25 protein-coding genes are annotated in these 26441 nt (G+C 45.5%); 8 read left to right on the top strand and 17 right to left on the bottom strand.

Going from position 1 to position 26441, the window contains the following annotated elements; genetic code table 11:
- Positions 1-47: 47 nt before the first annotated feature.
- The 5 genes from murJ to C3Y98_RS00595 all read left to right on the top strand — a co-directional run bounded on the left by murJ (position 48) and on the right by C3Y98_RS00595 (position 6604).
- A complete protein-coding gene (murJ, locus tag C3Y98_RS00615; protein WP_135276198.1) occupies positions 48-1592 on the top strand; it encodes a murein biosynthesis integral membrane protein MurJ in 1545 nt (514 codons plus the stop codon).
- Positions 1593-2507, top strand: coding sequence for a bifunctional riboflavin kinase/FAD synthetase (locus C3Y98_RS00610; protein WP_135276197.1), 915 nt, complete (start codon positions 1593-1595; stop codon positions 2505-2507). It abuts the gene before it with no gap.
- A 154-nt stretch (positions 2508-2661) separates the two neighbouring features.
- The gene (gene ileS, locus C3Y98_RS00605) at positions 2662-5478 is read left to right on the top strand and encodes an isoleucine--tRNA ligase (protein ID WP_135276196.1); all 2817 of its coding nucleotides are present in this window, start codon (positions 2662-2664) and stop codon (positions 5476-5478) included.
- Positions 5471-5932 carry a signal peptidase II gene (lspA, locus tag C3Y98_RS00600; protein ID WP_135276195.1) on the top strand — a complete coding sequence of 154 codons (462 nt, stop codon included), beginning with the start codon at positions 5471-5473 and terminating at the stop codon, positions 5930-5932. Before ileS ends, lspA begins: the two co-directional genes overlap by 8 nt.
- A gap of 33 nt (positions 5933-5965) precedes the next feature.
- The gene (locus tag C3Y98_RS00595; protein WP_135276194.1) at positions 5966-6604 is read left to right on the top strand and encodes a molybdopterin-dependent oxidoreductase; all 639 of its coding nucleotides are present in this window, start codon (positions 5966-5968) and stop codon (positions 6602-6604) included.
- Between the two features lie 53 nt (positions 6605-6657).
- On the opposite strand, the gene C3Y98_RS00590 is transcribed toward C3Y98_RS00595, so the two are convergent.
- Both C3Y98_RS00590 and C3Y98_RS00585 read right to left on the bottom strand, forming a co-directional pair.
- The gene (locus C3Y98_RS00590) at positions 6658-7257 is read right to left on the bottom strand and encodes a response regulator transcription factor (protein ID WP_280818724.1); all 600 of its coding nucleotides are present in this window, start codon (positions 7255-7257) and stop codon (positions 6658-6660) included.
- A gap of 10 nt (positions 7258-7267) precedes the next feature.
- Positions 7268-8572: an ATP-binding protein gene (locus tag C3Y98_RS00585; protein WP_245234274.1), complete on the bottom strand. Its 1305-nt coding sequence runs from the start codon at positions 8570-8572 to the stop codon at positions 7268-7270.
- Positions 8573-8797: 225 nt separating this feature from the next.
- Between C3Y98_RS00585 and C3Y98_RS00580 the strand changes: the two genes are divergently transcribed.
- Together C3Y98_RS00580 and C3Y98_RS00575 are read left to right on the top strand one after the other, a co-directional pair.
- Positions 8798-11113, top strand: a complete 2316-nt coding sequence (locus tag C3Y98_RS00580) for a TonB-dependent receptor (RefSeq protein ID WP_135276193.1) — start codon at positions 8798-8800, stop codon at positions 11111-11113.
- Positions 11114-11115: 2 nt separating this feature from the next.
- Positions 11116-12315 (top strand): sialidase family protein, encoded by a 1200-nt coding sequence (locus tag C3Y98_RS00575; RefSeq protein WP_167759880.1) that lies wholly within the window; start codon positions 11116-11118, stop codon positions 12313-12315.
- Positions 12316-12349: 34 nt separating this feature from the next.
- Here C3Y98_RS00575 and C3Y98_RS00570 read toward each other — a convergent pair whose 3' ends face one another.
- The 11 genes from C3Y98_RS00570 to C3Y98_RS00520 all read right to left on the bottom strand — a co-directional run bounded on the left by C3Y98_RS00570 (position 12350) and on the right by C3Y98_RS00520 (position 21531).
- Entirely contained in the window at positions 12350-13012 is a 663-nt protein-coding gene (locus C3Y98_RS00570; RefSeq protein WP_135276191.1) for a sulfite exporter TauE/SafE family protein, read from the bottom strand.
- A 7-nt stretch (positions 13013-13019) separates the two neighbouring features.
- On the bottom strand, positions 13020-13286 hold the full coding sequence (locus C3Y98_RS00565; protein ID WP_135276190.1) for a hypothetical protein: 267 nt from the start codon (positions 13284-13286) through the stop codon (positions 13020-13022).
- Between the two features lie 12 nt (positions 13287-13298).
- Positions 13299-14735: a cytochrome c oxidase accessory protein CcoG gene (gene ccoG / locus C3Y98_RS00560; protein WP_425339454.1), complete on the bottom strand. Its 1437-nt coding sequence runs from the start codon at positions 14733-14735 to the stop codon at positions 13299-13301.
- 134 nt (positions 14736-14869) lie between these two features.
- Positions 14870-15772 carry a cytochrome-c oxidase, cbb3-type subunit III gene (ccoP, locus tag C3Y98_RS00555; protein WP_135276189.1) on the bottom strand — a complete coding sequence of 301 codons (903 nt, stop codon included), beginning with the start codon at positions 15770-15772 and terminating at the stop codon, positions 14870-14872.
- A complete protein-coding gene (locus tag C3Y98_RS00550) occupies positions 15769-15912 on the bottom strand; it encodes a cbb3-type cytochrome oxidase subunit 3 (protein ID WP_135276188.1) in 144 nt (47 codons plus the stop codon). The genes ccoP and C3Y98_RS00550 overlap by 4 nt, the downstream gene beginning before the upstream one ends.
- 11 nt (positions 15913-15923) lie before the next feature.
- Positions 15924-16550, bottom strand: a complete 627-nt coding sequence (ccoO, locus tag C3Y98_RS00545; RefSeq protein WP_135276187.1) for a cytochrome-c oxidase, cbb3-type subunit II — start codon at positions 16548-16550, stop codon at positions 15924-15926.
- A 10-nt stretch (positions 16551-16560) separates the two neighbouring features.
- On the bottom strand, positions 16561-17994 hold the full coding sequence (gene ccoN / locus C3Y98_RS00540) for a cytochrome-c oxidase, cbb3-type subunit I (protein WP_135276186.1): 1434 nt from the start codon (positions 17992-17994) through the stop codon (positions 16561-16563).
- Positions 17995-18224: 230 nt separating this feature from the next.
- Positions 18225-19124 carry a heme o synthase gene (gene cyoE / locus C3Y98_RS00535; RefSeq protein WP_425339455.1) on the bottom strand — a complete coding sequence of 300 codons (900 nt, stop codon included), beginning with the start codon at positions 19122-19124 and terminating at the stop codon, positions 18225-18227.
- A 13-nt stretch (positions 19125-19137) separates the two neighbouring features.
- Positions 19138-20145, bottom strand: a complete 1008-nt coding sequence (locus C3Y98_RS00530) for a COX15/CtaA family protein (protein WP_135276185.1) — start codon at positions 20143-20145, stop codon at positions 19138-19140.
- A 2-nt stretch (positions 20146-20147) separates the two neighbouring features.
- On the bottom strand, positions 20148-20765 hold the full coding sequence (locus tag C3Y98_RS00525) for an SCO family protein (protein ID WP_135276184.1): 618 nt from the start codon (positions 20763-20765) through the stop codon (positions 20148-20150).
- Between the two features lie 10 nt (positions 20766-20775).
- Complete coding sequence (locus C3Y98_RS00520) at positions 20776-21531, bottom strand: SURF1 family protein (RefSeq protein WP_135276183.1); 756 nt, start codon at positions 21529-21531, stop codon at positions 20776-20778.
- 36 nt (positions 21532-21567) lie between these two features.
- Here C3Y98_RS00520 and C3Y98_RS00515 point away from each other — a divergent pair, with 36 nt between their 5' ends.
- Entirely contained in the window at positions 21568-21771 is a 204-nt protein-coding gene (locus C3Y98_RS00515) for a twin transmembrane helix small protein (RefSeq protein WP_135276182.1), read from the top strand.
- Between the two features lie 81 nt (positions 21772-21852).
- On the opposite strand, the gene C3Y98_RS00510 is transcribed toward C3Y98_RS00515, so the two are convergent.
- The 4 genes from C3Y98_RS00510 to coxB form a co-directional block, all read right to left on the bottom strand.
- Positions 21853-22758, bottom strand: a complete 906-nt coding sequence (locus C3Y98_RS00510) for a cytochrome c oxidase subunit 3 (protein WP_135276181.1) — start codon at positions 22756-22758, stop codon at positions 21853-21855.
- 143 nt (positions 22759-22901) lie between these two features.
- Positions 22902-23465, bottom strand: a complete 564-nt coding sequence (locus C3Y98_RS00505) for a cytochrome c oxidase assembly protein (RefSeq protein ID WP_135276180.1) — start codon at positions 23463-23465, stop codon at positions 22902-22904.
- Between the two features lie 124 nt (positions 23466-23589).
- The gene (ctaD, locus tag C3Y98_RS00500; protein ID WP_135276179.1) at positions 23590-25182 is read right to left on the bottom strand and encodes a cytochrome c oxidase subunit I; all 1593 of its coding nucleotides are present in this window, start codon (positions 25180-25182) and stop codon (positions 23590-23592) included.
- 21 nt (positions 25183-25203) lie between these two features.
- Positions 25204-26418, bottom strand: a complete 1215-nt coding sequence (gene coxB, locus C3Y98_RS00495; protein WP_135276178.1) for a cytochrome c oxidase subunit II — start codon at positions 26416-26418, stop codon at positions 25204-25206.
- Positions 26419-26441 lie beyond the last annotated feature (23 nt).

Below are 26441 nucleotides of genomic sequence, written 5' to 3'. Positions count from 1 at the left end.
TGTTGTTAATGCTATACTTTTCTTCATCTACATTATAACGATAAAGCATGAATTTACTCAACGCGCTGGCTAAAGTCGGCAGCATGACTTTTGTTTCGCGTATTTTGGGCTTCGTGCGCGATACGCTTATTGCACGGGTTTTTGGTGCAGGAATGCTGAGTGACGCCTTTATTGTCGCGTTTAAAATTCCTAATCTATTACGCAGGATTTCTGCAGAAGGTGCTTTCAGTCAGGCGTTTGTGCCAATTTTGTCTGAATACAAAAGTCAGCGCGGTTTTGATGAAACGCATCATCTGATCAACCGGGTTGCCACTTGGCTGGGCCTGATTCTGGTGGTGGTTACGGTCGTTGGTATGTTGGCTGCACCTTGGATTGTGAGTTTGGTCGCGCCGGGTTTTAGAGGCGATGCGGTGAAAATGCAGCTGACTATAGAGCTACTACGCATTACTTTCCCTTATATTTTCTTTATTTCCTTGGTGTCGATGGCTGGTGGGGTGCTTAACACCTATAATAAGTTTGGCGTGCCAGCCTTTACGCCGGTATGGCTCAATGTGGCAATGATTGTTGCCATCCTGTTCTTCGCACCTTATTTTGATGAGCCTGTTAAGGTGTTGGCTTGGGCTGTGTTTATTGGTGGGTTTTTGCAGTTAGCCTTTCAGGTGCCATTTTTAAAACAGATAGGCCTGTTACCTAGGCTTGATTTTAAATCGGATGATGAGGGCGTTTGGCGCATACTTAAGTTAATGGGACCTGCTGTACTTGGCGTGTCTGTGGCGCAGATATCACTGATACTGAATACGATTTTTGCCTCATTTTTAAATACAGGCAGCGTCAGTTGGCTTTATTACGCAGATCGCCTGATGGAGTTCCCGACTGGGGTGCTTGGTGTTGCGCTAGGTACCATATTGTTACCCAGCTTATCTAAAGCTTACGCGGGTAAAGATGATAGCGAGTACTCGCAATTGTTGGATTGGGGTCTGCGCTTAACCTTTATTTTGGCAGCACCTGCCGCAGTGGCCTTGGCGGTGTTGGCAACCCCGTTGGTAGCCACCTTGTTTAACTATGGTAAATTTACACCGCTAGATGTGTTAATGACGCAGCAAGCATTAATTGCATACAGCGTGGGGTTGCTAGGCTTGATTCTGGTTAAAATTTTAGCCCCAGGTTTTTATGCGCGACAAAACATCAAAACCCCAGTCAAGATTGCAGTATTTACCTTGGTGATGACGCAGCTGATGAATCTGGTCTTTGTTTTTGGGTTAAATTTGCAGCATGTAGGTTTGGCGCTGGCGATTGGCGTAGGCGCCTGTCTTAATGCTAGCCTGTTATATCACCACTTACGTAAAGCCCAAATTTTCCATCCACAATCGGGCTGGTTACTTTTTGTCGTTAAGTTGTCGCTGGCACTGGGTGTCATGGGTGTTGTGCTGCACTTCGCGATGGGCGATGCTAGCTTGTGGTTAAGTTTAGGTTTAATGCACCGTTTGGTTTATTTGAGTGGCTTGGTGGTGTTAGGTGCAGTAAGCTATTTTGCCATGCTCTTGTTGCTGGGGTTTAGGCCGCGCGACTACATACGTAGAGTGAGCCGATAGATGCAAATTTTTAGACATATTCCTACAGTCTTACAGCCGCCATGTGCCTTGGCGATTGGTAACTTTGATGGCATGCATTTAGGGCATCAGGCGTTATTGACGCAACTTAGGCAAACTGCAAATGCCAGCAATTTAGAGGCGGCAGTGATGACGTTTGAGCCGCATCCACGTGAGTTTTTTACGCCAGAAAGTGCGCCAGCCCGGCTTTGTTCTATGCGAGAAAAGTTGGAGTGTTTTGCGCAAGCTGGGGTGGAGCGTGTTTATGTGTGCAGATTTAATCAGCGTTTTGCTAAGGTGACGGCTGAAGCTTTTATGCATGATATCTTGCGTCAGGCGATTCATGCGCAGGTAGTTCTGGTTGGTGAGGATTTTCGCTTTGGTGCAAAGCGAGCTGGCTCAGTGAATGATTTTGTAGCGGCAGGGTTTAACTTGGTGAGTTTGCCGCAGGTAGATCTGGCCGGGGTAAGGGTTTCTAGCACCAGAGTGCGCTCAGCCTTGGCTGATGGGCATTTGCATGAAGCGTCATCACTATTGGGGCGAGGTTATAGCATTAGCGGTAAGGTAGTGCATGGAGCAAAGCGCGGCCGTCAGCTTGGCTTTCCTACAGCCAATGTGCATATGCGGCATGAACGACCTGCATTAAAAGGGGTATATGCAGTAAAATTAGACGGTTTGAATGCTGTTGCCAATTTAGGGGTGCGCCCAACGATTGCCGGCGTGCCTAAACTGTCATTAGAAGTACATGTGCTTGATTTTAATGGCGACTTGTATGGCAAGCATGTGCATGTGGAGTTTTTGCATAAAATACGTGATGAAATGAAGTTTGATGGTTTGGATGCATTGAAAGCGCAAATTGCAGTTGATGTAGAATTGGCAAGAATTTTTTTTGGGACGGTTGTTTCCCCATCGCGCTAAATGTAACCCTGCCCGATGGGCTGTGGCGCTGACTGAGGTACTTTTTTGATGTGCCTGTAACTGGATTTCTGTGTTGTTTTGATTTATGTGCGCATGAGTAGGTGCGGCATTAAGCGGGCAGGAATGATGAATATGAAATGTGTTGAGATTTGAAATGACTGAAGACAATAAAGAGCAAAGCAAGTATAAATTAAACCTGCCAGAGACCGCCTTCCCGATGCGTGGCGATTTGGCTAAGCGTGAGCCTGCATGGCTGAAAGCTTGGCAGGATAAAAAACTGTATACGCGTATTCGCAATGCGCGCAAAGGTGCAAAGAAATTCATTTTGCATGATGGCCCTCCCTACGCCAATGGTGATATTCACATTGGGCATGCGGTAAATAAAATCTTAAAAGATATCATCGTAAAATCTAAAACATTTTCAGGCTTTGATGCACCTTATGTGCCAGGCTGGGATTGTCATGGCTTACCGATTGAGCTCGTAGTAGAGAAAAATCATGGTAAAAATATAGATCCTGCACAGTTCCGCGAGCTTTGCCGTGCCTATGCAGCTGAACAGGTAGAAAAACAAAAGAAAGACTTTATCCGTTTAGGCGTGCAGGCAGATTGGGATAATCCTTATTTAACAATGGATTATCAAACTGAAGCTGACATCATGCGTGCTTTAGGAGACATTTATAAAAATGGCTACCTGTATCAAGGCAGCAAGCCTGTACATTGGTGTGTAGATTGCGGCTCAGCGCTGGCTGAAGCCGAAGTTGAGTACGAAGATGTCAACTCACCTGCAATCGATGTAGGGTTTAAAGTTGTAGACAATGCGGCCTTGAGTAAGGCGTTTGGCGTCGCTATTACAGGCGATGCGTATGCGGTGATTTGGACAACTACACCGTGGACCTTGCCGGCCAATCAGGCGGTGAGTGTGCATGCTGAGCTTGATTATGACTTGATTCAAACCAGTAAAGGCTTGCTGATACTTGCAAATGCTTTGGCTGCCGCGACATTAACGCGCTATGGTGAAGTCGATGCAAAAGTACTGGCAAGCTGTAAAGGTCTGGCATTAAAACACTTGCAGTTAGCACACCCTTTTGATGCGCGCCAAGTGCCAGTTATCTGTGGTGACCATGTGACCACTGAGGCAGGTACCGGCTTGGTGCATACGGCTGCTGCTCACGGTAATGATGACTGGCTGGTGATGCGTGCTAACTTCCCAGAGCAAAAGCCAAGAGTCTTAATCGGTAGTGATGGTAAATTCTTTACCAGTGAGTTGGTCGAGTTTGCTGCTATTCGTGGCCTAAGCAGACAAGACGCGAACAAAGTTATTTTGGCGAACATGCAGGAGAGTGGTCGCTTACTTGCAAGCGCACGTTTGAACCATAGTTTCCCGCATTGCTGGCGCCATAAAACGCCACTGATGCAGTTGGCGACGCATCAATGGTTTATAGGGATGAATGCCCACGACATCAATGGTAAAGCATTGCGCGAACATGCTAACAAAGCCGTGGATGAGACTGAGTTTTTCCCAAGCTGGGGTCGTGCACGTTTAGAGGCGATGATTAAAAACCGCCCGGACTGGTGTGTGTCACGCCAACGTAACTGGGGCGTGCCTATGCCATTGTTTGTGCATAAGGAAACAGGCGAGCCACATCCGCAAACCACAGCGCTGTTAGAGCAAGCAGCCTTACTTACGGAAAAAACCGGTGTAGAGGCTTGGTTTAGTTTAGATGGTGCGGCCTTCTTGGCGCAACATGCTCCTGACTATGCCGAGCAATATAAGAAGGTGACTGACACCTTGGACGTGTGGTTTGACTCTGGCAGTACGCATGCCGCAGTGCTTAAACGCCGTCCTGAGCTGGCCTTCCCGGCCGATTTGTATTTAGAGGGTTCAGACCAGCATCGTGGCTGGTTCCAGTCTAGCTTGCTGACTGGTTGCGCGATTGATGGTCATGCGCCATACAAAGCATTGCTAACACATGGTTTTGTAGTGGATGGCAGCGGCCACAAAATGAGTAAATCTAAAGGTAATGTGGTTGCGCCACAAAAAGTGATGGATACCTATGGCGCAGATATCTTGCGTTTGTGGGTGGCCTCTACCGATTACTCTGGTGAGCTGACTATTTCGGATGAAATTTTAAAGCGTGTTGCTGAAAGTTATCGACGTATTCGTAACACTTTACGTTTCTTGTTGGCGAACTTGGCTGATTTTGATGCGGCTAAAGACTTGTTGCCGGTGAACGAGTGGTTGGAAATAGACCGTTATGCTTTGCACTTAACAGACAAGTTGCAAACCGAGATATTAGCGGATTATGACCGTTACGAGTTCCACTTGGCAGTGCAAAAGTTTGTGAGCTTCTGTTCAGAAGACTTAGGTGGCTTTTACTTAGATATTCTAAAAGACCGCTTATACACTACTGGTGAAGCCTCACATGCGCGTCGTGTTGCGCAAAGCACATTGCATCATATTACCCACACCATGATGCGTTTAATGGCACCGATTTTAAGTTTCACTGCGGATGAGATTTGGCAAACACTAGATTTGGATGCAGATAAAACTGTATTTGAAGAGCTTTGGTATAGCTTGCCAGCGCACGGATTAAGTGATGCAGAGATTCAATCTTGGCAAACGGTGCTTGAGGTGCGTGCCTTAGCAAATAAAGCGATAGAAGAGAAGCGCGCTGCTGGTTTGGTGGGTTCATCATTGCAATCTGAGCTGGATATTTATGCAGATGGTGCAACCTTTGAGGCATTAAGCCGCCTACAGGATGACTTGCGTTTTGTGCTGATTACATCACGCGCTTCGCTACATCAGCGTGCGGGTGGATTAGAGGTGCAAGTTGCGCCAAGTGCACATACTAAATGCGATCGCTGCTGGCATTATCGCGCAGACGTAGGTGCAGATGCTACGCACCCACATATTTGCGGACGCTGCGTAAGTAACTTGTTTGGTAAAGGCGAGGTTCGCTCACATGCGTAAGTGGTTTGCTATTAGCGCAATTGTGGTCGCCCTAGATTTGTACACCAAGTATTTAATCCAACGCGCATTTGTGTATGGTGAGCACTTAACCATTACTAGCTTTTTTGATTTGGTACGTTTTCATAATGAGGGTGCAGCGTTCAGCTTTTTAGCCAATGCTGGTGGTTGGCAAAAGTGGTTATTCACTGCAGTGACTGCAACTGCCGTTATTGTGATTACGTATCTGATTAAAAAGCATCATCATGAGAAACTATTTAGCTTAGGTTTGGCCTTAGTATTAGGTGGTGCCATTGGTAATTTGTATGATCGCCTGACCCTAGGCTATGTAGTGGATTTTCTGTTTTTTCATATTGATCAGTTATATTGGCCGGCTTTTAATGTGGCAGATAGTGCAATATGCGTTGGGGTCGGTTTGTTACTTGCGGATATTTTCAAGAAGTCGAATGTAAGTTAATCAACTCATAGACATTTATTTCGGAACAAACCTATGCCAGACTGGAAAAAGCTTATCGAAGGAAAAATTGCATTAGCAAAACGTGGTGCAAAGCCAGGTAAAGCGAATGCGAATGAGCGGATTCCGGCAGGGCAAACCGAGGTAAAGAACTTTCCGACTTTAGATTTGGGCATTCGTCCGCAAGTGACAACTGAAAACTGGAGCCTGCGTGTATATGGCTTGGTAGAACATGAGCTCGATATTAACTGGGTGCAGTTTCAGGCAATGCCACAAGTGACGGATATCTCGGATTTTCATTGTGTGACGCGCTGGAGCCAATTGGATATGGACTGGCAGGGAGTGCCTGCCCGCGAGATTTTGGCAATGGCTGCGCCGTTGCCAGCCGCAAAACATGTAACCTTACATGGCTATGACGGCTACACCACGAACTTACCCCTAGATGCTTTATTAGATGATGACGTTATCATTGCCCATAGTGTGTTGGGTGGGCCTTTAACTCCCGCGCATGGCGGCCCGGTACGCATGATTGTACCTAAGCGTTATGCATGGAAGGGCGCCAAGTGGCTGAAAGCTATCGAGTTGCATGAATTTGACCGCCCAGGATTTTGGGAGGTGCGCGGTTATCATAATGAAGCTGACCCGTGGCGTGAGGAGCGCTTTAGCGACGACTAAAGATTAGCTTAGGCTCATACATCACGATGTTTTGCTGGCGGGTCTTGATGTGGTTAGATAATGCTTGGGTTAATGCTAGGTTTCTTGCCTAGTTTTCTTTGTAGCGTACGTCTGTGCATATTTAGGCTGCGAGCGGTGGCGGAGATGTTGCCATCATTCTCTGAAAGTACCCGCTGAATATGCTCCCACTCTAATCTGCCAACTGGTAGTGGTGACGACGCTAGTTCAACCTCTGAATCCCCAGCTTGTTTATCAAATGCAGCAACAATTTCATCCGCATCGACCGGTTTAGCCAAGTAGTGAGTTGCCCCCAGTTTAATTGCTTCTACCGCCGTAGCGATACTGGCGTAGCCTGTGAGCACTACTATTTTTGTTGCTGCTTGTAAGCTTGCCAGCTGCCTGACTAATACTAGGCCAGAGTTGCCTGACATTTTAAGGTCAACGACAGCAAATTCCGGTGGGTCGTTCTGCGCAATGGCAAAGGCCGACTCAGCACTGCTAGCAAGTGTCACTAAAAAGCCGCGTTTGCGCATCGCCATTGCCAGTACATTCAAAAATACCTCATCATCGTCCACCAGTAGCAGAGTGGGCTGTACATCGCTAGATCTTAAGTCTGCTGTATTGTTTGAGTCTATTGCGTCGTTCTCAGGCATGAGCATATCCTTAATGAGCTATGCGCAATTGGTGTAGTGGCAATGTGATGGCGGTGAGCACACCGCCTTCGTCATGATTGGTGAGGGTAAGCGTCCCGCCAAGTTTTGCAATAATCAGTTGCGTGAGGTACACACCTAAGCCCATGCCATTGCCATTTTTTGAGCTGAAAAACGGTTTGCCAAGCTGTGTTTTCACTTCATCGCTAAGCCCGTTACCAAAGTCTCTAATATACATCTGCAAGGTATTTTCATTCCAGTTCGCATCAAATAGCACCCGCTCTGGCGATGCATCGGCAGCGTTGTCTAATAAATTCTGTATGGCCTGGCTTAATGTTCTGTCTGTGAAAATTAACGGGTTGCTGGTGCCACCACTAAAATTGACCACTAACTCTGTTGCTGGGCGCGTATCACGCCAGCGCTGAATCGCATCTTGTAAGAACTGACTTAGTGGTAATCCATGCCCCGCATCTGCTCGGCTTTCGCCAGCATTGCGTGTGATAGATGAAAGTATTTCCTTACAGCGATCAATTTGCGTGCGGATAATGGCTAACTGTTGTAATTGCTCTGGCTGACTTGATAAGTCTCGTGCCAGTTCTTTGCTAATTACAGCCATGGTTGCGAGTGGTGTTCCTAATTCGTGTGCGGCACTGGCAGCGAGCGTTCCTAATGAGAGTGCACGCTCACTTTCTAGCGATTTTTCTCTAACCGCAGCTAGTATTTGATCATAATCACGTAAGCTTTGCCCGATGCGCGTGACAAAGAAAGCAATAATGCCTGCACTCACCACAAAGCCGAGCCACATCCCTACCAAATGGATATCTAGCGACTTCCCAGCCAGATAGTGCATATGCAGGTGTGATAATGGTACGTAATAAAACACCAGTGTGGAGTAGCAAATAACGGCAATAGCTGCCAGTAGCCAAGTGTACTCACGTTTTAAGGCAGCAGCTGCAATCGTCAACGGCAGTAAATACATCCACACTAAAGGGTTGCTATAGCCGCCAGTAAAATAAAATAAGACTGTGAGCCCGAGTAAATCCCCCAGTAACTGTAATAGCAATTCATGGTCAGTCACATTGCTGAATTTCTGCAGGCGCAATAACGTCATCAGGTTAAGTAGCAGCATGCCGCCTACAGCAAGCGCGATAGGAATTTTTGGCAGTGGAATATGCAGGTAATATAGTGCCAGTGTGGCGGCCAGCATGAATGCAATCATGACGCTGCGCAGTAAAAACAAGCGCTGCAAGTTACGGCGCGTTGGGTTTTCTAAAGTGGGGAAATGCGTATTCATCACCTGATTATTATACGTGCTCATGACTAAATTGCATTGCGTCAAATTGTCGCGCATTTATGCGCATAGCCCCTGCGACAATTGGTCACATTACGCAGCGCGCATATCTAAAATATACTGCTAATCCATCAATATATCACTGTATCAGGATGATGCTATAGACATGTCTATGGTAATTGCTGGTAAGCCGTCAATCAACATTAAAAATAATAACTGTAGAATTTGTATATTAAGAATCAGGGGAATGCAATGCGGATTAAGCTAATTTCAACCATCATCGCAGCGAGCTTTAGCGGCACATTATTTGCCGAGCATAATGAGATGATTGATTTAGATGCGGTTGAAGTACGCGCGCCCATGATTGATAGTCGTATCAGTAAACATCCAGCTACTGTCGAGACTTTTGATAAAAGGCAAATCGAAGAGAATGTTAACGCAGCAACACCTGCACAAACCCTGAAATACCTTCCTAGTATTCAAGTACGTGAACGTTTTATCGGTGACAGAAACGGCATTATCGCAACCCGTACGATTGGTACCTTATCTAGTGCACAAAGCCTGCTTTATGCAGATGGCGTATTAATTTCTAACTTACTAGGCAACTCGTTTGCATTTCCTCCACGTTGGGGAATGGTGAGCCCAGAAGAAATCGAAAGTATTAGTATGATGTACGGGCCTTTCTCTGCGCTTTATGCAGGTAACTCATTTGGTGGGGTGATGAGTATTGCGACGCGCATGCCAGACAAACTAGAGTCACATGCAAGTGCACAGACTTTTGCGCAAGGTTTTAAACTATATGGGACTGACGAGCATTATCAAGGTAATCATTTGACCGCTTCTTTTGGTAATAAGGTCAATGATTTTTCATTTTGGGTGGGGGCTGACTATCTTGAAAATGAAGGGCAACCGATGAATTTTTCGACGGCTAATCTTTCAACCACACCAGCAGGTGGCACAGTAGTGAATGGCGCCTATCAGGATAAAAGTGAGACAAATGCGGACAGAGTGATTTTTGGTGCGAATAGTATAGATCATACCAAACAGACTAATATCAAGTTGAAAGCAACCTACGACATTAGTCCAGCGATTAAGTTAGCCTATACCTTGGGTGTTTGGGATATGAGGAGCACAACGGATGTTGAGAGTTACATTAAAGACCTTGCAGGCAATCCTGTATATAACGGTAGGGTTACGTTTAATGGAAGAAGATATGATGTTTCAGGGATGAATCCAGCCGAAGCCGAATCGCTTCATATCATGCAGGCATTCGATATGAAATCTAATACTAAAGGCTTTTTCGATTGGCAATTCACATTATCTGATTATGACTATCAAAAAGATAAAAATAGCGCTGCTAATGCACTTGCTTCAGGTACGGTGGTTCAGGGTAACCCTTACATCACAAGAACTGGCCGCATTACTGATTTGTCAGGAACAGGTTGGACTGTGTTCGATGCGCGCGCTACTTTACGACCAAAGGAACATACGCTTGATTTAGGCTACCATGTTGATCAATATACGCTAAACAGTGATACATATAATACTGCGGATTGGAAAGTTGGCAACGAAGGAGCTTTAAATACATCAGCACGTGGCAAAACTCTCACACATGCACTTTACGCACAAGATAAATGGCAGATTAATCAAAATTGGGCCCTCACTTTGGGAGGGCGTGCTGAACTTTGGCAAGCTGAAGATGGCCAGAACAAAACGACTATTGCTAATGTATTAAAAACCGCAGATTATAAAGACAGAGCTAAAGCAAAATTTTCCCCCAAAGTCTCTATTAGCTTTGAGCCAGTGCCCGCTTGGGGTTTTCGCGCGGCGTTAGGGCAAGCCTTTCGCTTTCCAACCGTAAGCGAGATGTTTCAGCCATTGCAAAATGGCGCTACTGCCTATTTTGTTGAGTCTAATCCTAATTTAAAGCCCGAGGAAGTAATTGCGGGGGAGCTAACAGCTGAGCGACGTTACGACCGTGGTTTGATTAGAGCGAGCTTGTTTAGTGAGAATAAGTACGATGCACTTATCTCCCAAAACATCGCTATTAACAGCGCTATTCCTTACGATACAGGCACTTGTACTAGGTCTGGCGGCTGTAGCTTTGTGCAGAATGTAGATCATATTCGTACGCGTGGCCTAGAGTTAGCTACGCAGTGGCAAGATGTATTGATACATGGTTTGGATTTTCAAGGGAGTGCCACTTTTACAGAGGCAGAGGTGTTAAGTAACAAGGCCGCACCTAATACCATTGGTAATAAACCTCCGCGTATTCCACGCAACATGTTGAAAGCCGTTGCTACTTACCACAGCGGAAACAATCTCACGTATAGTGTTGCAGCACGCTATAGCGGCCGCCAATACAATGCACTTGATAATAGTGATGTGAATGACAGTACATTTGGTGCTGCAAGTAAGTTCTTTGTCGTAGATTTTAAAACTAACTACAAGTTTGCAAATCGATTCACAGCAAGCGTGGGCGTAGATAACCTCAATAATTACAAAGCTTATGTGTTTCATCCCTATCCACAGCGGACAGGTTACGTTCAACTGAAATTTGATTACTGATCATGAAAATTACCACTATATTTTTTGCTTTTTTGCTTTGTTTGAGTTCACAGCTACAAGCACATGAGGACCACACTCATCCGCAAAAGAGCAGTTTGGCGGTAAGTGTTGCCTTTGATGCTAGCGGTTATCTATGGCGGGTCGGTGTGCAAGACGGTTTTGTCGTGGTAGATACAAGTAAAGATGGTGGTAAAGGCTTTACTAAGCCACTTAAGGTAAACGCTCAGCCTCAAAAGATAGGTGCCGATGGCGAGGCGCGACCAAAGATAGCTATTGGCCCCGAAGGTAATTTATATGTCACCTGGACCGAAGGGCTTAAAGCACCGTTTACTGGATACATATGGTTTGCTCGATCTATAGACCAAGGAAAAACGTTTGAAAAGCCTATGTTGGTGCATCAAGATAAGTCAGAAATCACCCATCGCTTTGATTCACTTAATGTGAACAGACATGGAAAAATCACCGTTACTTGGGTGGATAAGCGAGATTTATTAGCAGCGAAAGCCGCCAATAAACCTTATGAAGGCGCTGCGATTTACTATGCTGTTTCAGAGAATAAAGGTGTAAGTTTTTCATTGGAGCGAAAGCTTGCCGACAGCAGCTGTGAGTGTTGTCGTATCGCGCTAACTAATAAACCCGATGGTGCTGTGGCTGCGATGTGGCGCCATGTGTTTGAAGGGAGCGAGCGTGACCATATGATGGCGGAGATTCCAGCCAATCAAAGCATGCCCCAGCCTAAGCGCGCAACCTTTGGCCGTTGGAAGGTAGACGGCTGCCCGCATCACGGCGCGGCGCTGGCTAGTGGTGGTGAAGGCGACGACTGGTGGGGCTACCACATGGCATGGTTTGATGGCGGTAATGACGATGCGGGTGGAAAGGCAACGCTATATTATGCACGTATGGATGGCGAGGCATGGGTGTCATCACCGGCCAAAAAGTTTGGCAATATGAAAAAACAGGCTGGTCACCCGGCTGTTGCCGCAATTGCAGACAATGTTTGGTTGGTTTGGCGTGAAAAAGACCTAGGAAAGCATCAAATCTGGATGATGAAGTCTGATGATGCTGGAAAAAGCTGGAATTTGCCACATGTGCTGAGTGAGAGCAGCGGGGTGGCTGATTACCCGGTGCTGTTGCAAAAAGATAAACAAATGTTTTTGTTATGGAATACTGCTACTGATGGTTTAAAGTTATTGGCTATTTAGCGTTATTTTTACCAGTAGAGTAGCTATAGCCAGATTATGTAGCGCACCATACTTTGGTGTTATGGGTAAGCTCCATCCAAATTGCCCAAGCGCTTGCCGCACTAAGTAACACACCAGCTAAACGCATGCCATAAGGCTCAATCGTGTTGGTCTTCAGTTTTAGCCATAGCCATGGCGCCAAGAATAGGGATGCGCTGGAGCCCAGTGCAAACGCTGACATGCTTAATGCACCGTCTAATGGGTTACCGTTAAATGACGCAATCACCAGTGCTGAATATAACAAGCCGCACGGCATGAGCGCCCACAGCATGCCAATATAAAAGTGGCCGCCTTGCTTGGTACTAAGCTTTTTTACATGCCCCCATATATTGCGTCCGGCACGGTCTACCCAGATCGGCTGGCGTGCGTAGATGATGAGCAATACTCCCCAGAAGAATATCAATACATGGAAGAATGTCCATAATGGGTGCAATACGCTGCTATAGCTAGATAGCCAGGCAATACTTTGAATCGCAAATGTGGCGATTGCCCCCAGCATGGCATACCCACATAAACGGCCAATATGATAATGGTAAATTGCGTAAGGCGTTTGCGGTGACTGTGTGAGCGCGGTGCACGCAGCACCACACATGGCAACACAATGCGGGCCGCCTGCGATACCCATCAGTAGTGAGCTGTAAATAAGCGCGGTTTGCATTGCGCTGCTATTTATCCAGATTTACACCGGTAGCCGCGTGGTTGCGCGCAAGAACAGCAGGTTCCAACGCATTTTTTTCGTCAGTCGTGAGCTGCTTGCTATGGCGTTGTTGTGCAGTTTCATCATGCGCTAACACTGGGTCTTGTCCATTCACGGCAATATATACGGTAGTTAAGCTAGCCACCACCACAATGGCTGGGCCACAGAACACTAGCCACGCATAGCCAGATTTCCACCACTTTGCTTTTTCATTTTGCGTTTGTTTTGTTGACATAAGATTACCTCTTTAACGAGACATGTAAAAAATAGACTTTTCAAATAAACGTTCTTTTGAATCGCCTGCAACAATTTCAAATACTACTGGGTGTGAGCCACTTTTAATCGAGCCATCTGCGATCTGTAAACTCACTGCTACCATTCTTGACTCTGCGGCGTTCACAGTAAATTCTGAATCAGAAGCCAGAGATAAGTCCTCAATGCCAGATACTGAAATATGATAAGTTTCAACATGCTCTGAAGCATTGGTGATTTGCAGTTGGTAAACGTTCTCAACTTTACCGCCGGGTGCAATGCGTGACATCACACCGCGGTCGCGAATGACATCTACCTTAAATGGAATGCGTGTGACCAGCGAGTAAACAAGCCCGGCACTCATCAGCAGCAATAGGGCACTATAAATGAGTACGCGAGGCCGTAAGATTTTCTTCAGTACCTGTTCCTGTGACCAGTGATTAGTGAGTGCGTTCTGTGTGGAGAAACGAATTAAGCCACGTGGGTACTCCATTTTGTCCATAATGCTATTACAAGCATCTACACATAAGCCACAGCTAATACACTCTTGCTGTAAGCCATTGCGGATATCAATACCGGTTGGGCATACCTGCACACAGAAGCTGCAGTCAATACAGTCACCCAAGCCAGTTTGTTTTGCATCTACCTTACGCGAGCGGCCGCTACGCGGTTCACCACGCTCTTGATCATAAGTCACAATGAGTGTGTCATTATCAAACATCGCGCTTTGGAAGCGTGCGTATGGACACATGTGCTTACAGATTTGTTCGCGTAAAAAACCAGCGTTACCATAAGTGGCAAATGCATAAAAACAAATCCAGAATGTTTCCCATGGGCTTAAGCTCCATTGAGAAATGTTATGTATGAGGTCGCGGATAGGGGTAAAGTAACCGAGGAAAGTAAAACCTGTCCATGCTGAAAAACTGATCCAAAGGGCATGCTTGATCGTTTTTTTGGATAGTTTGTTAGTGTTGAGTTTACTTGCATCTAGACGTAGACGCGAGGCACGGTCACCTTCCACTTGCCGCTCTATCCATAAAAATATTTTAGTGTAGACAGATTGTGGGCATGCGAAACCGCACCAAAGCCTGCCGGCAACAGCTGTAAATAAGAACAGGGCTAGGGCGGCAATAATTAAAATGACTACTAAATAAATAAGGTCTTGCGGATACAGCACTAAACCGAAAATATAAAAACGGTGCGTACTAATATCCAATAGCACGGCTTGGCGTTGCCCCCACTCTAGCCATGGCACACCATAGAATACAATCTGTGTAATCCAGATCATTGTCCAGCGCCAGTTTTTATAGAAGCCTGAGATGTTACGCGGGTAAATCTTCTGGTGTGGCTCGTACAATGATCTAGTGACTGGCTGTGCCGGGTCGTTAATGATAGGAATCGTTTTCTTTGGTGTACGTGGCTTAGTTGACACTTTAATTCAGACTTAATTTAGAAATTCGGTGAATAAATACAAAAACGCCCACCATTTTAGCATAAGCCAAATAGTGGGCGTTAAGATGTTGTTTGTATTAAATTAATCTTAGCTAGTTTTTAGCTTCTGACTAATTATTTTGCGTTAGAGAAACGCCAAACATAAGCAGCCAATACGTGAATTTGTTCAGGTGTCAGGCGTGATCCTTGTGCTGGCATTTTATTATCTATGCCATTGTTAATGCGTTGGATAATCGCTGCCTCACCAGCACCGTGCAACCAGATGTTGTCAGTTAAGTTCGCTGAACCAATCGCTTGGTTACCTTTACCATCAGGGCCATGACAAGCTGCACATGCGGCAAATTTTTCTTTACCTAATGCTGCGCGCTCAGCGTCGTGCTCACTGTTAGACAAACTCAATACATAGTTGGCTACGTTTTTAACATCATCAGCACTACCGATTGCCGCCGCCATAGGAGGCATCATGCCATGTCTGCCGTTAGTAATGGTTAGTTTGATGGTTTCGTGTGAACCGCCATGTAACCAATCATTATCGGTCAGGTTAGGGAAGCCTCTGCTACCGTGTGCGTCAGAGCCGTGGCATTGTGAGCAATTGTTCATGAATAAACGCTCGCCGATTGCCATTGCTTTTGGATCTTGCGCAACTTCTTCACCCTTCATGGATGTGAATTTTGCGTAGATTGGCGCAATACGGTCATTGGTTTCTTTAACTTCCTGTTCATACTGTTTAAGCGCAGTCCAGCCTAGTTTACCTTGGTAAGTACCTAAGCCTGGGAACAGGAATAGGTAAGTTGCACCAAACACACAAGTAATAATGAACATCCACATCCACCATCTTGGCATAGGATTGTTCATTTCAATGATGTCTTCATCGTACACGTGGCCAGTTGACTCGCCTGTGTGCGCTGGATCATGTGACTTGCTTGTCATAAATAGTACCGTTAAACAGAAAACGATACCGCCAATCACGATTGCCGAAATAAAATACGGCCAGAAATCGCTTGTAAAATCACTCATTCTTCATCTCCCTCAAGCGGCAATCTTGCCGCTTCGTCAAAGTCTTTTTTATGCCGCCCAGACCAAGCCCAGACCCAGATACCTACAAAGGTAACTAGGGCTAAGACTGTGGCAATGCTGCGTAAACCAATAGTGTCCATGATTCAGTTGCTTATTGTTTAAGCGCTGTACCAAGCACTTGCAAGTAGGCGATTACAGCCTGCATCTCTGTTTTTCCATAAACATCGTTAGCTGCGCTCTTAATTTCAGCATCAGCATATGGAACACCGGCGATTTTTAAAGCGCGCATGTGTGCAGGTAAGTTTTTCGCATCTACTAGGTTTTTCTCAAGCCATGGGTAGGCAGGCATAACAGACTCAGGTACCAAATCACGAGGGTTAATCAAGTGAATGCGATGCCATTCATCACTGTAACGGCCGCCTACACGTTGTAAGTCTGGACCTGTACGTTTACTACCCCATTGGAATGGGTGATCGTAAACAAACTCACCAGCTACTGAGTAGTGACCATAGCGTAATGTTTCAGCTTTAAATGGGCGAATCATTTGTGAGTGGCAGTTGTAGCAGCCTTCACGAATATAAATGTCGCGCCCAGCTAATTGCAGTGCGGTGTAAGGTTTTAAGCCTTCCACTGGTTGTGTCGTTGATTTTTGGAAGAATAGCGGTACGATTTCAACCAAGCCACCAAATGAAACCACAACCAAAATTAAGATTACCAATAAGAAACTATTGGTTTCAATTTTTTCGTGGCTAAAGCCTTTTTGTTCTTTATCTGACATTTTCGATCTCTTAAGCATGAACAACTGTTGAAGGGATTCTGGCGCGAGCAGGTTGCCCCATTTGAACTGTTTTAATTACGTTCCACAGCATGATGGCCATACCAGTAACGTACATCAAGCCGCCAGTCATACGGATTACGTAGAATGGATGCATTGCTTTAACAGACTCAACAAATGTGTAAGTTAATGTACCGTCGTCATTCATCGCACGCCACATTAGACCAGCAGTAACGCCTGAGATCCACATTGCGGTAATGTAAAGAACTACGCCGATCGTTGCTAACCAGAAGTGCAACTCAATTGCTTTCTTGCTGTACATTTGTTTTACACCCCACAAGCGAGGTACTAAGAAGTACAGTGAACCCATAGATACAAAACCAACCCAGCCTAAAGCACCAGAGTGCACGTGACCTACGGTCCAGTCTGTGTAGTGTGAAAGTGAGTTAACGGTTTTAATCGCCATCATTGGTCCTTCAAACGTACTCATGCCGTAGAAAGACAATGAAACGATTAAGAAGCGCAAAATAGGGTCATCACGAAGTTTGTGCCAAGCACCTGACATTGTCATCATGCCGTTAATCATGCCGCCCCAGCTTGGTGCTAATAGGATTAAAGACAGTACCATACCTACTGATTGTGTCCAGTCAGGTAGCGCGGTGTAATGTAAGTGGTGTGAACCTGCCCACATGTAAGTGAAAATCAAGCCCCAGAAGTGCACGATAGACAAGCGGTATGAGTACACTGGGCGTTCTGCTTGCTTAGGAATAAAGTAGTACATCATGCCCAAGAAGCCAGCAGTCAAGAAGAAGCCAACTGCGTTATGACCATACCACCATTGGATCATTGCATCTTGTACACCAGCGTAAGCTGAGTATGATTTCATCCATTCGGCAGGGATTGCAGCACTGTTAACGATGTGCAAAATTGCTACCACGATGATAAATGCACCGTAGAACCAGTTTGCTACATAAATGTGTTTGATTTTTCTTTTTGCGATGGTGCCAAAGAAAACAATCGCGTACATCACCCAAACTACCAATAGTAGTAAGTCGATAGGCCATTCTAGCTCTGCATATTCTTTAGCTTGAGTGTAGCCTAAAGGTAAAGAGATGATCGCTGCGATAATGACGGCTTGATAGCCCCAGAATGAGTAGCGAGCCAACATCGGAAATGCTAGTTTAGCTTGGCTGGTACGTTGTACTACATAGTACGACGTAGCAAACAGTGCACAGCCACCAAATGCAAAAATAACCAAGTTGGTGTGCAGTGGACGTAAACGACCAAAGCTGGTCCATGGCAGTCCTAAATTTAATTCAGGAAATGCAAGTTGTGAGGCAACAATCACCCCCATTAACATTCCAAGAACTCCCCAAACTACCGCCATTACGCTAAACCGGCGTATGACGTAGTCGTCGTAAAACGTTTCTACATTATTAGTGCTCATTACTTTCATCCTTAAATAAAACCAAATCATATTCATGACTATTGGCGGGCCCTAGCGCCGTAGTCATATCAGCATCCGTTTCAATTCTAAACAATAGTGCACGTGCTTTAATCGCGGAATTATACAACGTAATCTTCGCTTTTACATTGGATTTAGCGACTTTTTGTGTGTGCAGGCAAGTGTCAGTACATGAACTGTAATGCTTGTTTACATTAAATATTTTTTAGCATTTAAAGTGGCAAGTAGTGATCAATTAATAAACCTGCAAATAATAGGGTTAAATAAATAATGGAGTATCTGAAAGTGCGCTTAGCTAGTGCATCTGAGTAATGCAAGTAAAGTTTAATTACATAAGCCATGAAAATAGCATCTAACAGCAGCACTGAGCTTAAGTAAATCATACCACTCATACCTAGGCCGTAAGGCATGAGTGATACTGCCACCAAAATAACGGTGTAGAGCAGGATGTGTAACAAGGTAAAGGTTTCACCATGCGTGACAGGTAACATGGGCATGCCAACTTTGGCATATTCTTCTCTGCGGTATAGTGCGAGTGCCCAAAAGTGTGGAGGTGTCCAAGCGAAGATGATTAAGAACATAATCAGTGACTCTGGTGAAACGGTGTTGGTGACGGCAGCCCAACCCAAGATAGGTGGCATGGCACCTGAAGCGCCGCCAATGACGATATTCATCGGTGTTGCCGGTTTAAGGAAGATAGTATAAATCACGGCATAACCAACAAAGGTGGCTAGTGTTAGCCACATGGTCAGTGGGTTAACATAAAAATACAGAATTGCTAACCCGGTGCCGCCTAGTAACGTGGCAAACACCATAGTTTCACTTGATGACACTTGTCCTGTAGGCAGAGGGCGGGCGCGAGTACGCGCCATGTTGGCGTCAATTTTGTGTTCAATCAGGCAGTTAAAAGCTGCCGCCGCTCCTGACGCAAACGCAATGCCGAGCGTTGTCGCAAACAACAGCGGTAGCGGTACCATGTTAGGCGTAGCTAAAAACATACCAATCAATGCGGTGAACACAATCAGTGAAGTCACACGTGGCTTGCACAGTGGAAAAAAGTTTTTTAATCGCGGAACGAGTGCTTTAATTTGGCCCATGACGTTAACGTGCATGTGTAGCTCACTTTTAAGTTTTTGAGTGGTCATGTTGATGCTCCGTGATTTTAGAGTTAAGAACGATGGTGGTAATAACAAGTAATGCTGCGCCCAGATTGTGCAGTACGGCTAATGCCAAAGGTAAGTGCAGAATAAGATTGGCGATGCCAATGATGACCTGTGCTGTTAACAAGCTGAGTAGCAACAGCGCGATTTTCCTTAATGCGGGTAGTTTGAGCAGTTGCAACACCAGTGTGGTCATGTAAATAAACGTGATTAGTGCGCCTATCCTATGCGTCCATTGAATAGCGGTCAGTGATGCCAGCGTTAAATTACCACCATTAGCGCTTTGTCCGAGCTCACGCACCAGATGGAAAGCATCATTAAAATCCATTTCTGGGAGCCAGTGACCATGGCAGGTAGGAAAGTCTGTACAGGCTAGCGCGGCATAGTTGGTACTAGTCCATCCGCCTAACAGCACTTGTAGCAGCAATATCAATATTGCGCCGCGGACCATTAGCTTTAAGTGGGGTGGGGTGTGCGGTATATTGTGATGCGTGACCCAATGGCGGTGCGCTAACCAGGTGAGCAATCCCAGCGTGATTAAACCACCAATTAAGTGTGCGCTAACAATCACCGGTTTTAATAGCATGGTGACCGTCCACATCCCTAGCATGGCTTGAAATAGGATGATGATAAGTAATGCTGTGGTCAGTATAGGCTTTACCGATAATTGGTGCTTATTGATCCATCCCAGTACGAAAATTGCCAGCACCACTAAACCTAGCGAGCCTGCTAAGTATCGATGCGCCATTTCTTTCCACGCTTTAGCGGCTTCAACTGGTTTATCTGGATGTAGCATCTGTGCTTGCTGAATCGCAGTTTCACTTTGTGGCACAGTGAGGGTGCCATAGCAGCCTGGCCAGTCCGGGCAGCCTAGTCCTGCGTCAGATAGTCTGACATAAGCACCAAGCACGACAACACATAGTGCGAGTATGGCGCCAAACAAACATAGATTTTTAAAGAGTTTGTAGCCCATGACTAGCCTGTCCAAGAGTATTTCATTAAACGCGTGATATCTTTGCGAACCAGTGCGGGTGATGTAGAGGCGTGATAGCTGATGATAAGCTGGCCCAGCGGGTCACTCAGGTAAATTCTATTCGCGTTAATGGCGGTTTCATTGTCTATATTGAATTGCTGGCTGAATGCAATGACATCGTCTGCAGGTTGATTGATGATTAATAGTTCTGGGTAGTTGCGTGCAATATCAGCAACATCAGGTGTCGTCGTGATTAACACACGCTGCATGCGTGGAATTTCTTTGTATAAAGAAACATGTAGCTGCCGCATCTGGTGCAGCTTGTTTTTGCATTGGAGGTCACAGTCCGTGGTGACATAGACCATGCTCCATTTATCTTTGAGCAAGCTGGTGCTTACCTTGGTGCCATTGCTATTGATGAGTGCCTGACTGATAGATAACGTCCTAGGCGGTGACACTAACTCGCCCACACTTTCTCCCTTAGGGCGCCAGTCAAGTTTGTACATCGCGATAACCGCGATGATAGGGATAATAAAAAAAATCAACATGCATAAGAGTATTAAGCGGCCTCTACGTTGCTGGTTGAGATACTCAGTGCTGTCCATGGCCGTATTTATCATATGATTTTGCCTATATTTTGGTATTGTTGGCTTTTTTAATGCTGGTGAATAAGAAAATAAGTACGCTAGCCAGCGCAAACCCAAACCATTGGTAAGCGTAACCTATGTTGGTTGTAATCTTACTGGTAGGCAGTTGCCAGTTACGCACAAAGCCACCTGCATTACTTTTGGCATCTAATTTAATCACCAGCGGTAATATGTGAATAGGCACGATTTTTTGGTAACGCTCCATATCCATATGTTGCCAGATGACATTCCATGTGCTTTTTTGCGGTTCACTTTCCAGTGTAAAAATCTTGCTGCTAGGCAACCAGACTAAGCCTGTGACTTCTAATGCTTGGTTGGGCGTGCTGATTCTTGGTAAATCCGTATGTGTGGCGCTGCCTGCTACCCAGCCCCTGTTAACTAATACATAATCGTTGCTGCCATCAAGTTTGAGTGGGGTGATGACATGAAAGCCTGCCACATTGTTTTCCACTTGATTGTCGAGCAGTATTTGATACTCGGTTTCATAGTGGCCTTTTATTTTTACTTTTTTGTATTTCCACGCGTCTAAATTGTTGAAGTTGCGCGGCAGGCTTAATGCATCCTGCTTTAGTGAACGATTGTAGCTAGACTGGATTTCTGTGCCTAACTGCGCTTTGTGGTATTGCCATAAGCCTAGTTTGATAAATAGTGGTAAGCAAATCATCAGAATCAATAAGCCTTGCCATGAAGGGCGCAGTAAGTAATTTCCTAATCTAAATTGCATTTGTCTGATGTGCATCGCATAATGACTTAACTAAACTGATAGGACATGATTATGATATTCAAAGTTGTTATTGTGTTGGTGCTGTTTGTCATCATTGCTAGCTTGTTTTCAGCATTGTATTTTTTGGCCAAAGATAAAGATGCTGGGGTACGTACGGTAAAAGCATTGACCATACGTATTGGTCTTTCTATTACCTTGTTTGTGTTTTTGTTGATCGGCTATTACTTCAATTGGATTCCGCATGCTGCTACCTAAGGGTTTCGTAAAGTAACTCATTAATTTAGCAGTGTTAGTTTAACTAAGCGGCGCATATGCGCCGCTTATTTTTTGATGGTGTTATAACCAATACACAAAAATAAATAACCCTAGCCAAACCACGTCTACAAAGTGCCAATACCAAGCAACACCTTCAAAGCCAAAATGACTTTTAGCCGAGAAATGCCCTTGCATGGAGCGTAACAAAATCACAATTAGCATAATGGTGCCTAATGTGACGTGGAAGCCGTGGAAGCCGGTCAGCATAAAGAATGTTGCACCATAAGCACCGCTACCCAAGGTTAGTCCCATATGGGTATAGGCTTCGTGATACTCGAAGGCTTGGCAAACCAAGAATGCTGTACCTAGAGCAACGGTTAGAAATAAACCGAAAATCAGCTGTTTGCGGTTATCTTTCAATAAGCCCCAGTGTGCCCAGGTAATGGTTGCGCCTGAGCTAAGCAGTAATGCGGTATTGATGGCAGGTAAGCCCCATGCTGCCATTGGTGTCAGTGTGCCAGGCTTGTATTCTGTGCCTAGTACCGTGCCGCCAGGGCCCGCAGATGGCCATGTACCAAGGAAGTCTTTGTAAGGGGTAAAGATGGGGTCGAACGCCGCAAGGTCGGGTACCGAAATAATACGCATATAAAATAGCGCACCAAAGAATGCGGCAAAAAAAGCAACTTCAGAGCAGATAAAGACGATCATGCCGATACGAAAGGATTTGTCTTCCCATTTTTTATATTGGCCGGTAATGCTTTCAACCACAACTGCACTTAACCATTTGAACGTCATCAGTAAAATGATGGCTGCACCTATATACATCATCCATTTTCCTGGTGTTTGCAGGTATGCGAGATCTTTGTTTTTATCAGTAGCTACACTAAAAATAAAACCGGACGCCAGTGTGAGTAACCCTGCTGATAAAACGACAGGATATAAAGCGCCATGTGGGACATAGTAATGATTATTTGAATGTGTTGTCATGCATAAGCTCCCCATTACATTATTTAACTTGCTTGTAGCTAAAATAAAATCAATAAATGATGGTTATTGTTTTATCTAGACCAATATATGCGTTATTTTTTCAATTTAATTACCCGTTATTTACTCTTTAATTACTTGGATGCTTATTTATCTACACTGAAGAATGCATAAGATAAAGTCATCTCTTTTACGTCTGCAGGTATGTCTGGGCTTACAAAGAAACGTAACGGCAATAGCTTTGTTTCCCCCGGATTAAGCGCCTGCCTTTCAAAACAAAAACATGCTAATTTCTTAAGATGAGCAGCAGCTACGCCTGGTGTTACGCTAGGCACTGCTCTACCTGCCACCACTTCATTGGTGATATTCTTCGCCTCAAACAGTACGGTTTCCACTTTGCCAGGATGCACCTTGATACTGGATTGTTTAGGATAAAAGTTCCAGCCCAGTCCAGGCATAGTGCTAGTGGTAAATTGCACGGTTACCCAGCGTGTTTCATCTACCTTGGTGTTGTTTAGCTCGCTGACAGTGCTTTTGGTTTTCCCGTTTAGCCCTGTCATCGTGCATAACACGTCATATATTGGCACTAATGCAAATGCAAACAAAAGTGCCGCAACGACTACCCATATCATTTTGTAGCCTAGCCTTTTGTTGGCTGCCGACCTAAGTTCCGTAGCGCTTAGGTCGGTTTTGTTTGCATCTATTTCCATATGGTAAACATGGATGCTAAATACCAAATGAACGCGATTACCGCCAAAACAATGGCTACTTTCTTGTTTTTATCACTTCTGGTAGTTTCTTGATTTTTCATATCAATTAAGTAACTGCCTTATCCTATTTAATAATCGGTTGCTCGGTAAAGCTATGGTAAGGCGGTGGAGATGGCAAAGTCCACTCCAGCCCCTCTGCGCCTTCCCACACTTGGCTCGTTGCTTTTTTGCCGCCTTTGACTGTGCTGATAATGTTATAAACAAAGATCAGTTGCGATAAGCCAAGTACAAATGCAGCCATGGATGAAATCATGTTGAACTCTGCAAACTGTAATGCATAGTCTGGAATGCGGCGTGGCATGCCCGCTAGACCCAAGAAGAATTGCGGAATGAAGGTAAGGTTAAAGGAAATCGCGGTGAGCCAGAAATGTAATTGGCCTAGTTTTTCGTTGTACATATGCCCGGTCATTTTTGGCAGCCAGTAGTAAACCCCAGCCATAATGCCCATGATGCCACCAGCAAATAGTGTGTAGTGGAAATGGGCGACAACAAAGTAACTGTTGTGATATTGCGCATCGGCTGCAACGTCAGCGAGCACTAAGCCTGTTAAACCGCCGATACCAAATAGGATAATCCAGCCTACTGTAAACAGCATCGGGGTTTCAAAGCTCATGGAGCCGCGCCACATGGTTTTAATCCAACAGAAGAACAATACAGCGAGCGGAAGTGAAATGGCCATGGTGCTGTACATGAAGTAGAGCAGCGCGGGTACCGGCATTCCAGCGGTAAAGAAGTGATGCGCCCACACAACGACTGACATTGCACCGATAGCCCATAATGAATATACCTGTGCTTTATAGCCATACATTGGTTTACGTGAGAACGTTTGTAATATTTGTGGAATGAAGCCCCATACCGGTAGCAGCAAAATATATACTTCAGGATGACCAAAGAACCAGAATAAGTGCTGGAACATGATGGGGTCGCCGCCGCCAGCAGCGTCAAAAAAGTGAGTACCAAAATGACGGTCTGTCAGCAGCATGGTGACGGCGCCTGCAAGTACAGGAATCGTTGCAATCAACAAGAATGCAGTAATCAACCAGCCCCATGCAAACATCGGCATTTTCATGAGTGTCATGCCTGGTGCACGCATGTTAAATAAGGTGACGATAATGTTGATAGAGCCTAATACAGAAGAAATACCTAGCAAGTGCACTGCAAAGATTGCGAAATCTACGCCTATGCCACCTTGAATCGAGAGTGGTGGGTAGAATGTCCAGCCGGTTGCCAGTGCGCCGTCACCAATGCCAAATAGCGCTAGCGTAAATGGCAGGGTGAGTAAAATTGCAGACGGAGGCAGTAACCAAAAGCCCCAGTTGTTTAAGCGCGGTAACGCCATGTCTGGCGCGCCAATTTGCAATGGCAACATCCAGTTGGCAAAGCCGGTGGCCGCGGGCATGAGTGCTGCAAAAATCATAATCAGTGCATGCACGCCGATGAGCTGGTTAAAGAAGTCTGGCTTAATTAATTGTAAGCCTGGTTGAAATAGCTCGGCACGAATGCCAAGTATCATTGACCCACCCACCAAGAACATAATCAGCGAGAAGGTCAGGTACATGGTACCGATATCTTTGTGATTAGTGGTAGTTAGCCAGCGCATGATCCCCGTCGGGTGGTCAGTGTGCTCATCATGATGTGCGACTGTAGTAGTGCTCATAACTCTCTCCTGTACCTGTGTTTATTGACGTGCGGCTTTAACCTGCGCGGGTTGAAGAACATCACCCACACTGTTGCCTAGCGCGTTGCGTTCATAAGTGATGACGGCAGCAATTTCAGTGTCATTTAATAGCGCTTTCCATGCTGGCATCACACGTATCCCGTTGAGGACTCGATCTAAATGGCTGTCTGGCAGATATTTGCCGCTGGCGTCAAAGATTGGTGAAGTTGCGATTTTGCTGCCAGTGAGTGCGGGGAACGCTGGAGGCAGGCCTGCACCGGATACTTGGTGGCAGACTGCACAGTTTTTATCATAGACGGCCTTTCCTTGAGCGATTAACTCGTCTTTGCTCCACTCTTTATCTGCGCCTGCAGCTTGTGCGTTGATTTCTTTTTGCTTGAGATCTACCCAGGCTGCGTATTCAGCTTTAGGTAGCGCATCAACCACAACTGGCATATAGCCATGACCTTTGCCACATAGCTCCTTACATTGGCCACGATAAGTACCTGCTTTATCAACCTGCACCCAAGTTTCACGGATAAAGCCTGGAACGGCAACACGTGAGGAACCGAACTGTGGTACCCACCAGTTGTGCAGTACATCGGTTGATGTCATGAGTATGCGTACCTTGGCGCCAACCGGTAGAACCAGTCGGTTATCTACGTCTAGCAGGTATGGACTCTTAGGATCGTCAACGGGAGGTACTGTGCCGTTTACTTGGTCTTGAGGGGTAGATAGGGTGCTGGTGAACTTAATACCTTTGGCATCTACTAGGCCATTTTGGTTCCCTTTGTCTGTATTGCCTATGTACTCATATTGCCAGCGCCATTGCGAGCCGGTGATTTTAATCATCATGTCGGACTCGTTTTTAGTATCCTCCATCATCACTACGCTGTGGTAGGCAGGGATGCCCATGATGACAAAGTCAATCACGAGTAGAATAACAAATGGAATCAATGTCCAGAAAATTTCTGTCGCGGTGGACGGTGCTTTGTCTACCACTGCTTGATGACCAACACTCTTGCGGTGTTTAATCAGTGAGTAAATCATGATGGCGAGTACTACAACAAAAATCACGGCAACAATCAGCATGAATTTATTGTGTACATGTAGCGTATCAAGTGCCATCGGAGTGACTGGCTCAGGAAAGTTCCAGCGAATCTCAGCAAGCACTTGCGGTGCTGTGAGTAACAAAAGTAAACCGAAACCTATCTTTTTCATAGCCTGCTTCAACATACCTTCTCCCAAAACAAAAACCA

Origin of the sequence: Methylotenera oryzisoli, assembly GCF_004661485.1 — a bacterium.
Lineage (GTDB): Bacteria > Pseudomonadota > Gammaproteobacteria > Burkholderiales > Methylophilaceae > Methylotenera > Methylotenera oryzisoli.
Note: the sequence above shows the minus strand (reverse complement) of the source record. Positions and strands in the feature narration are given on the sequence as shown.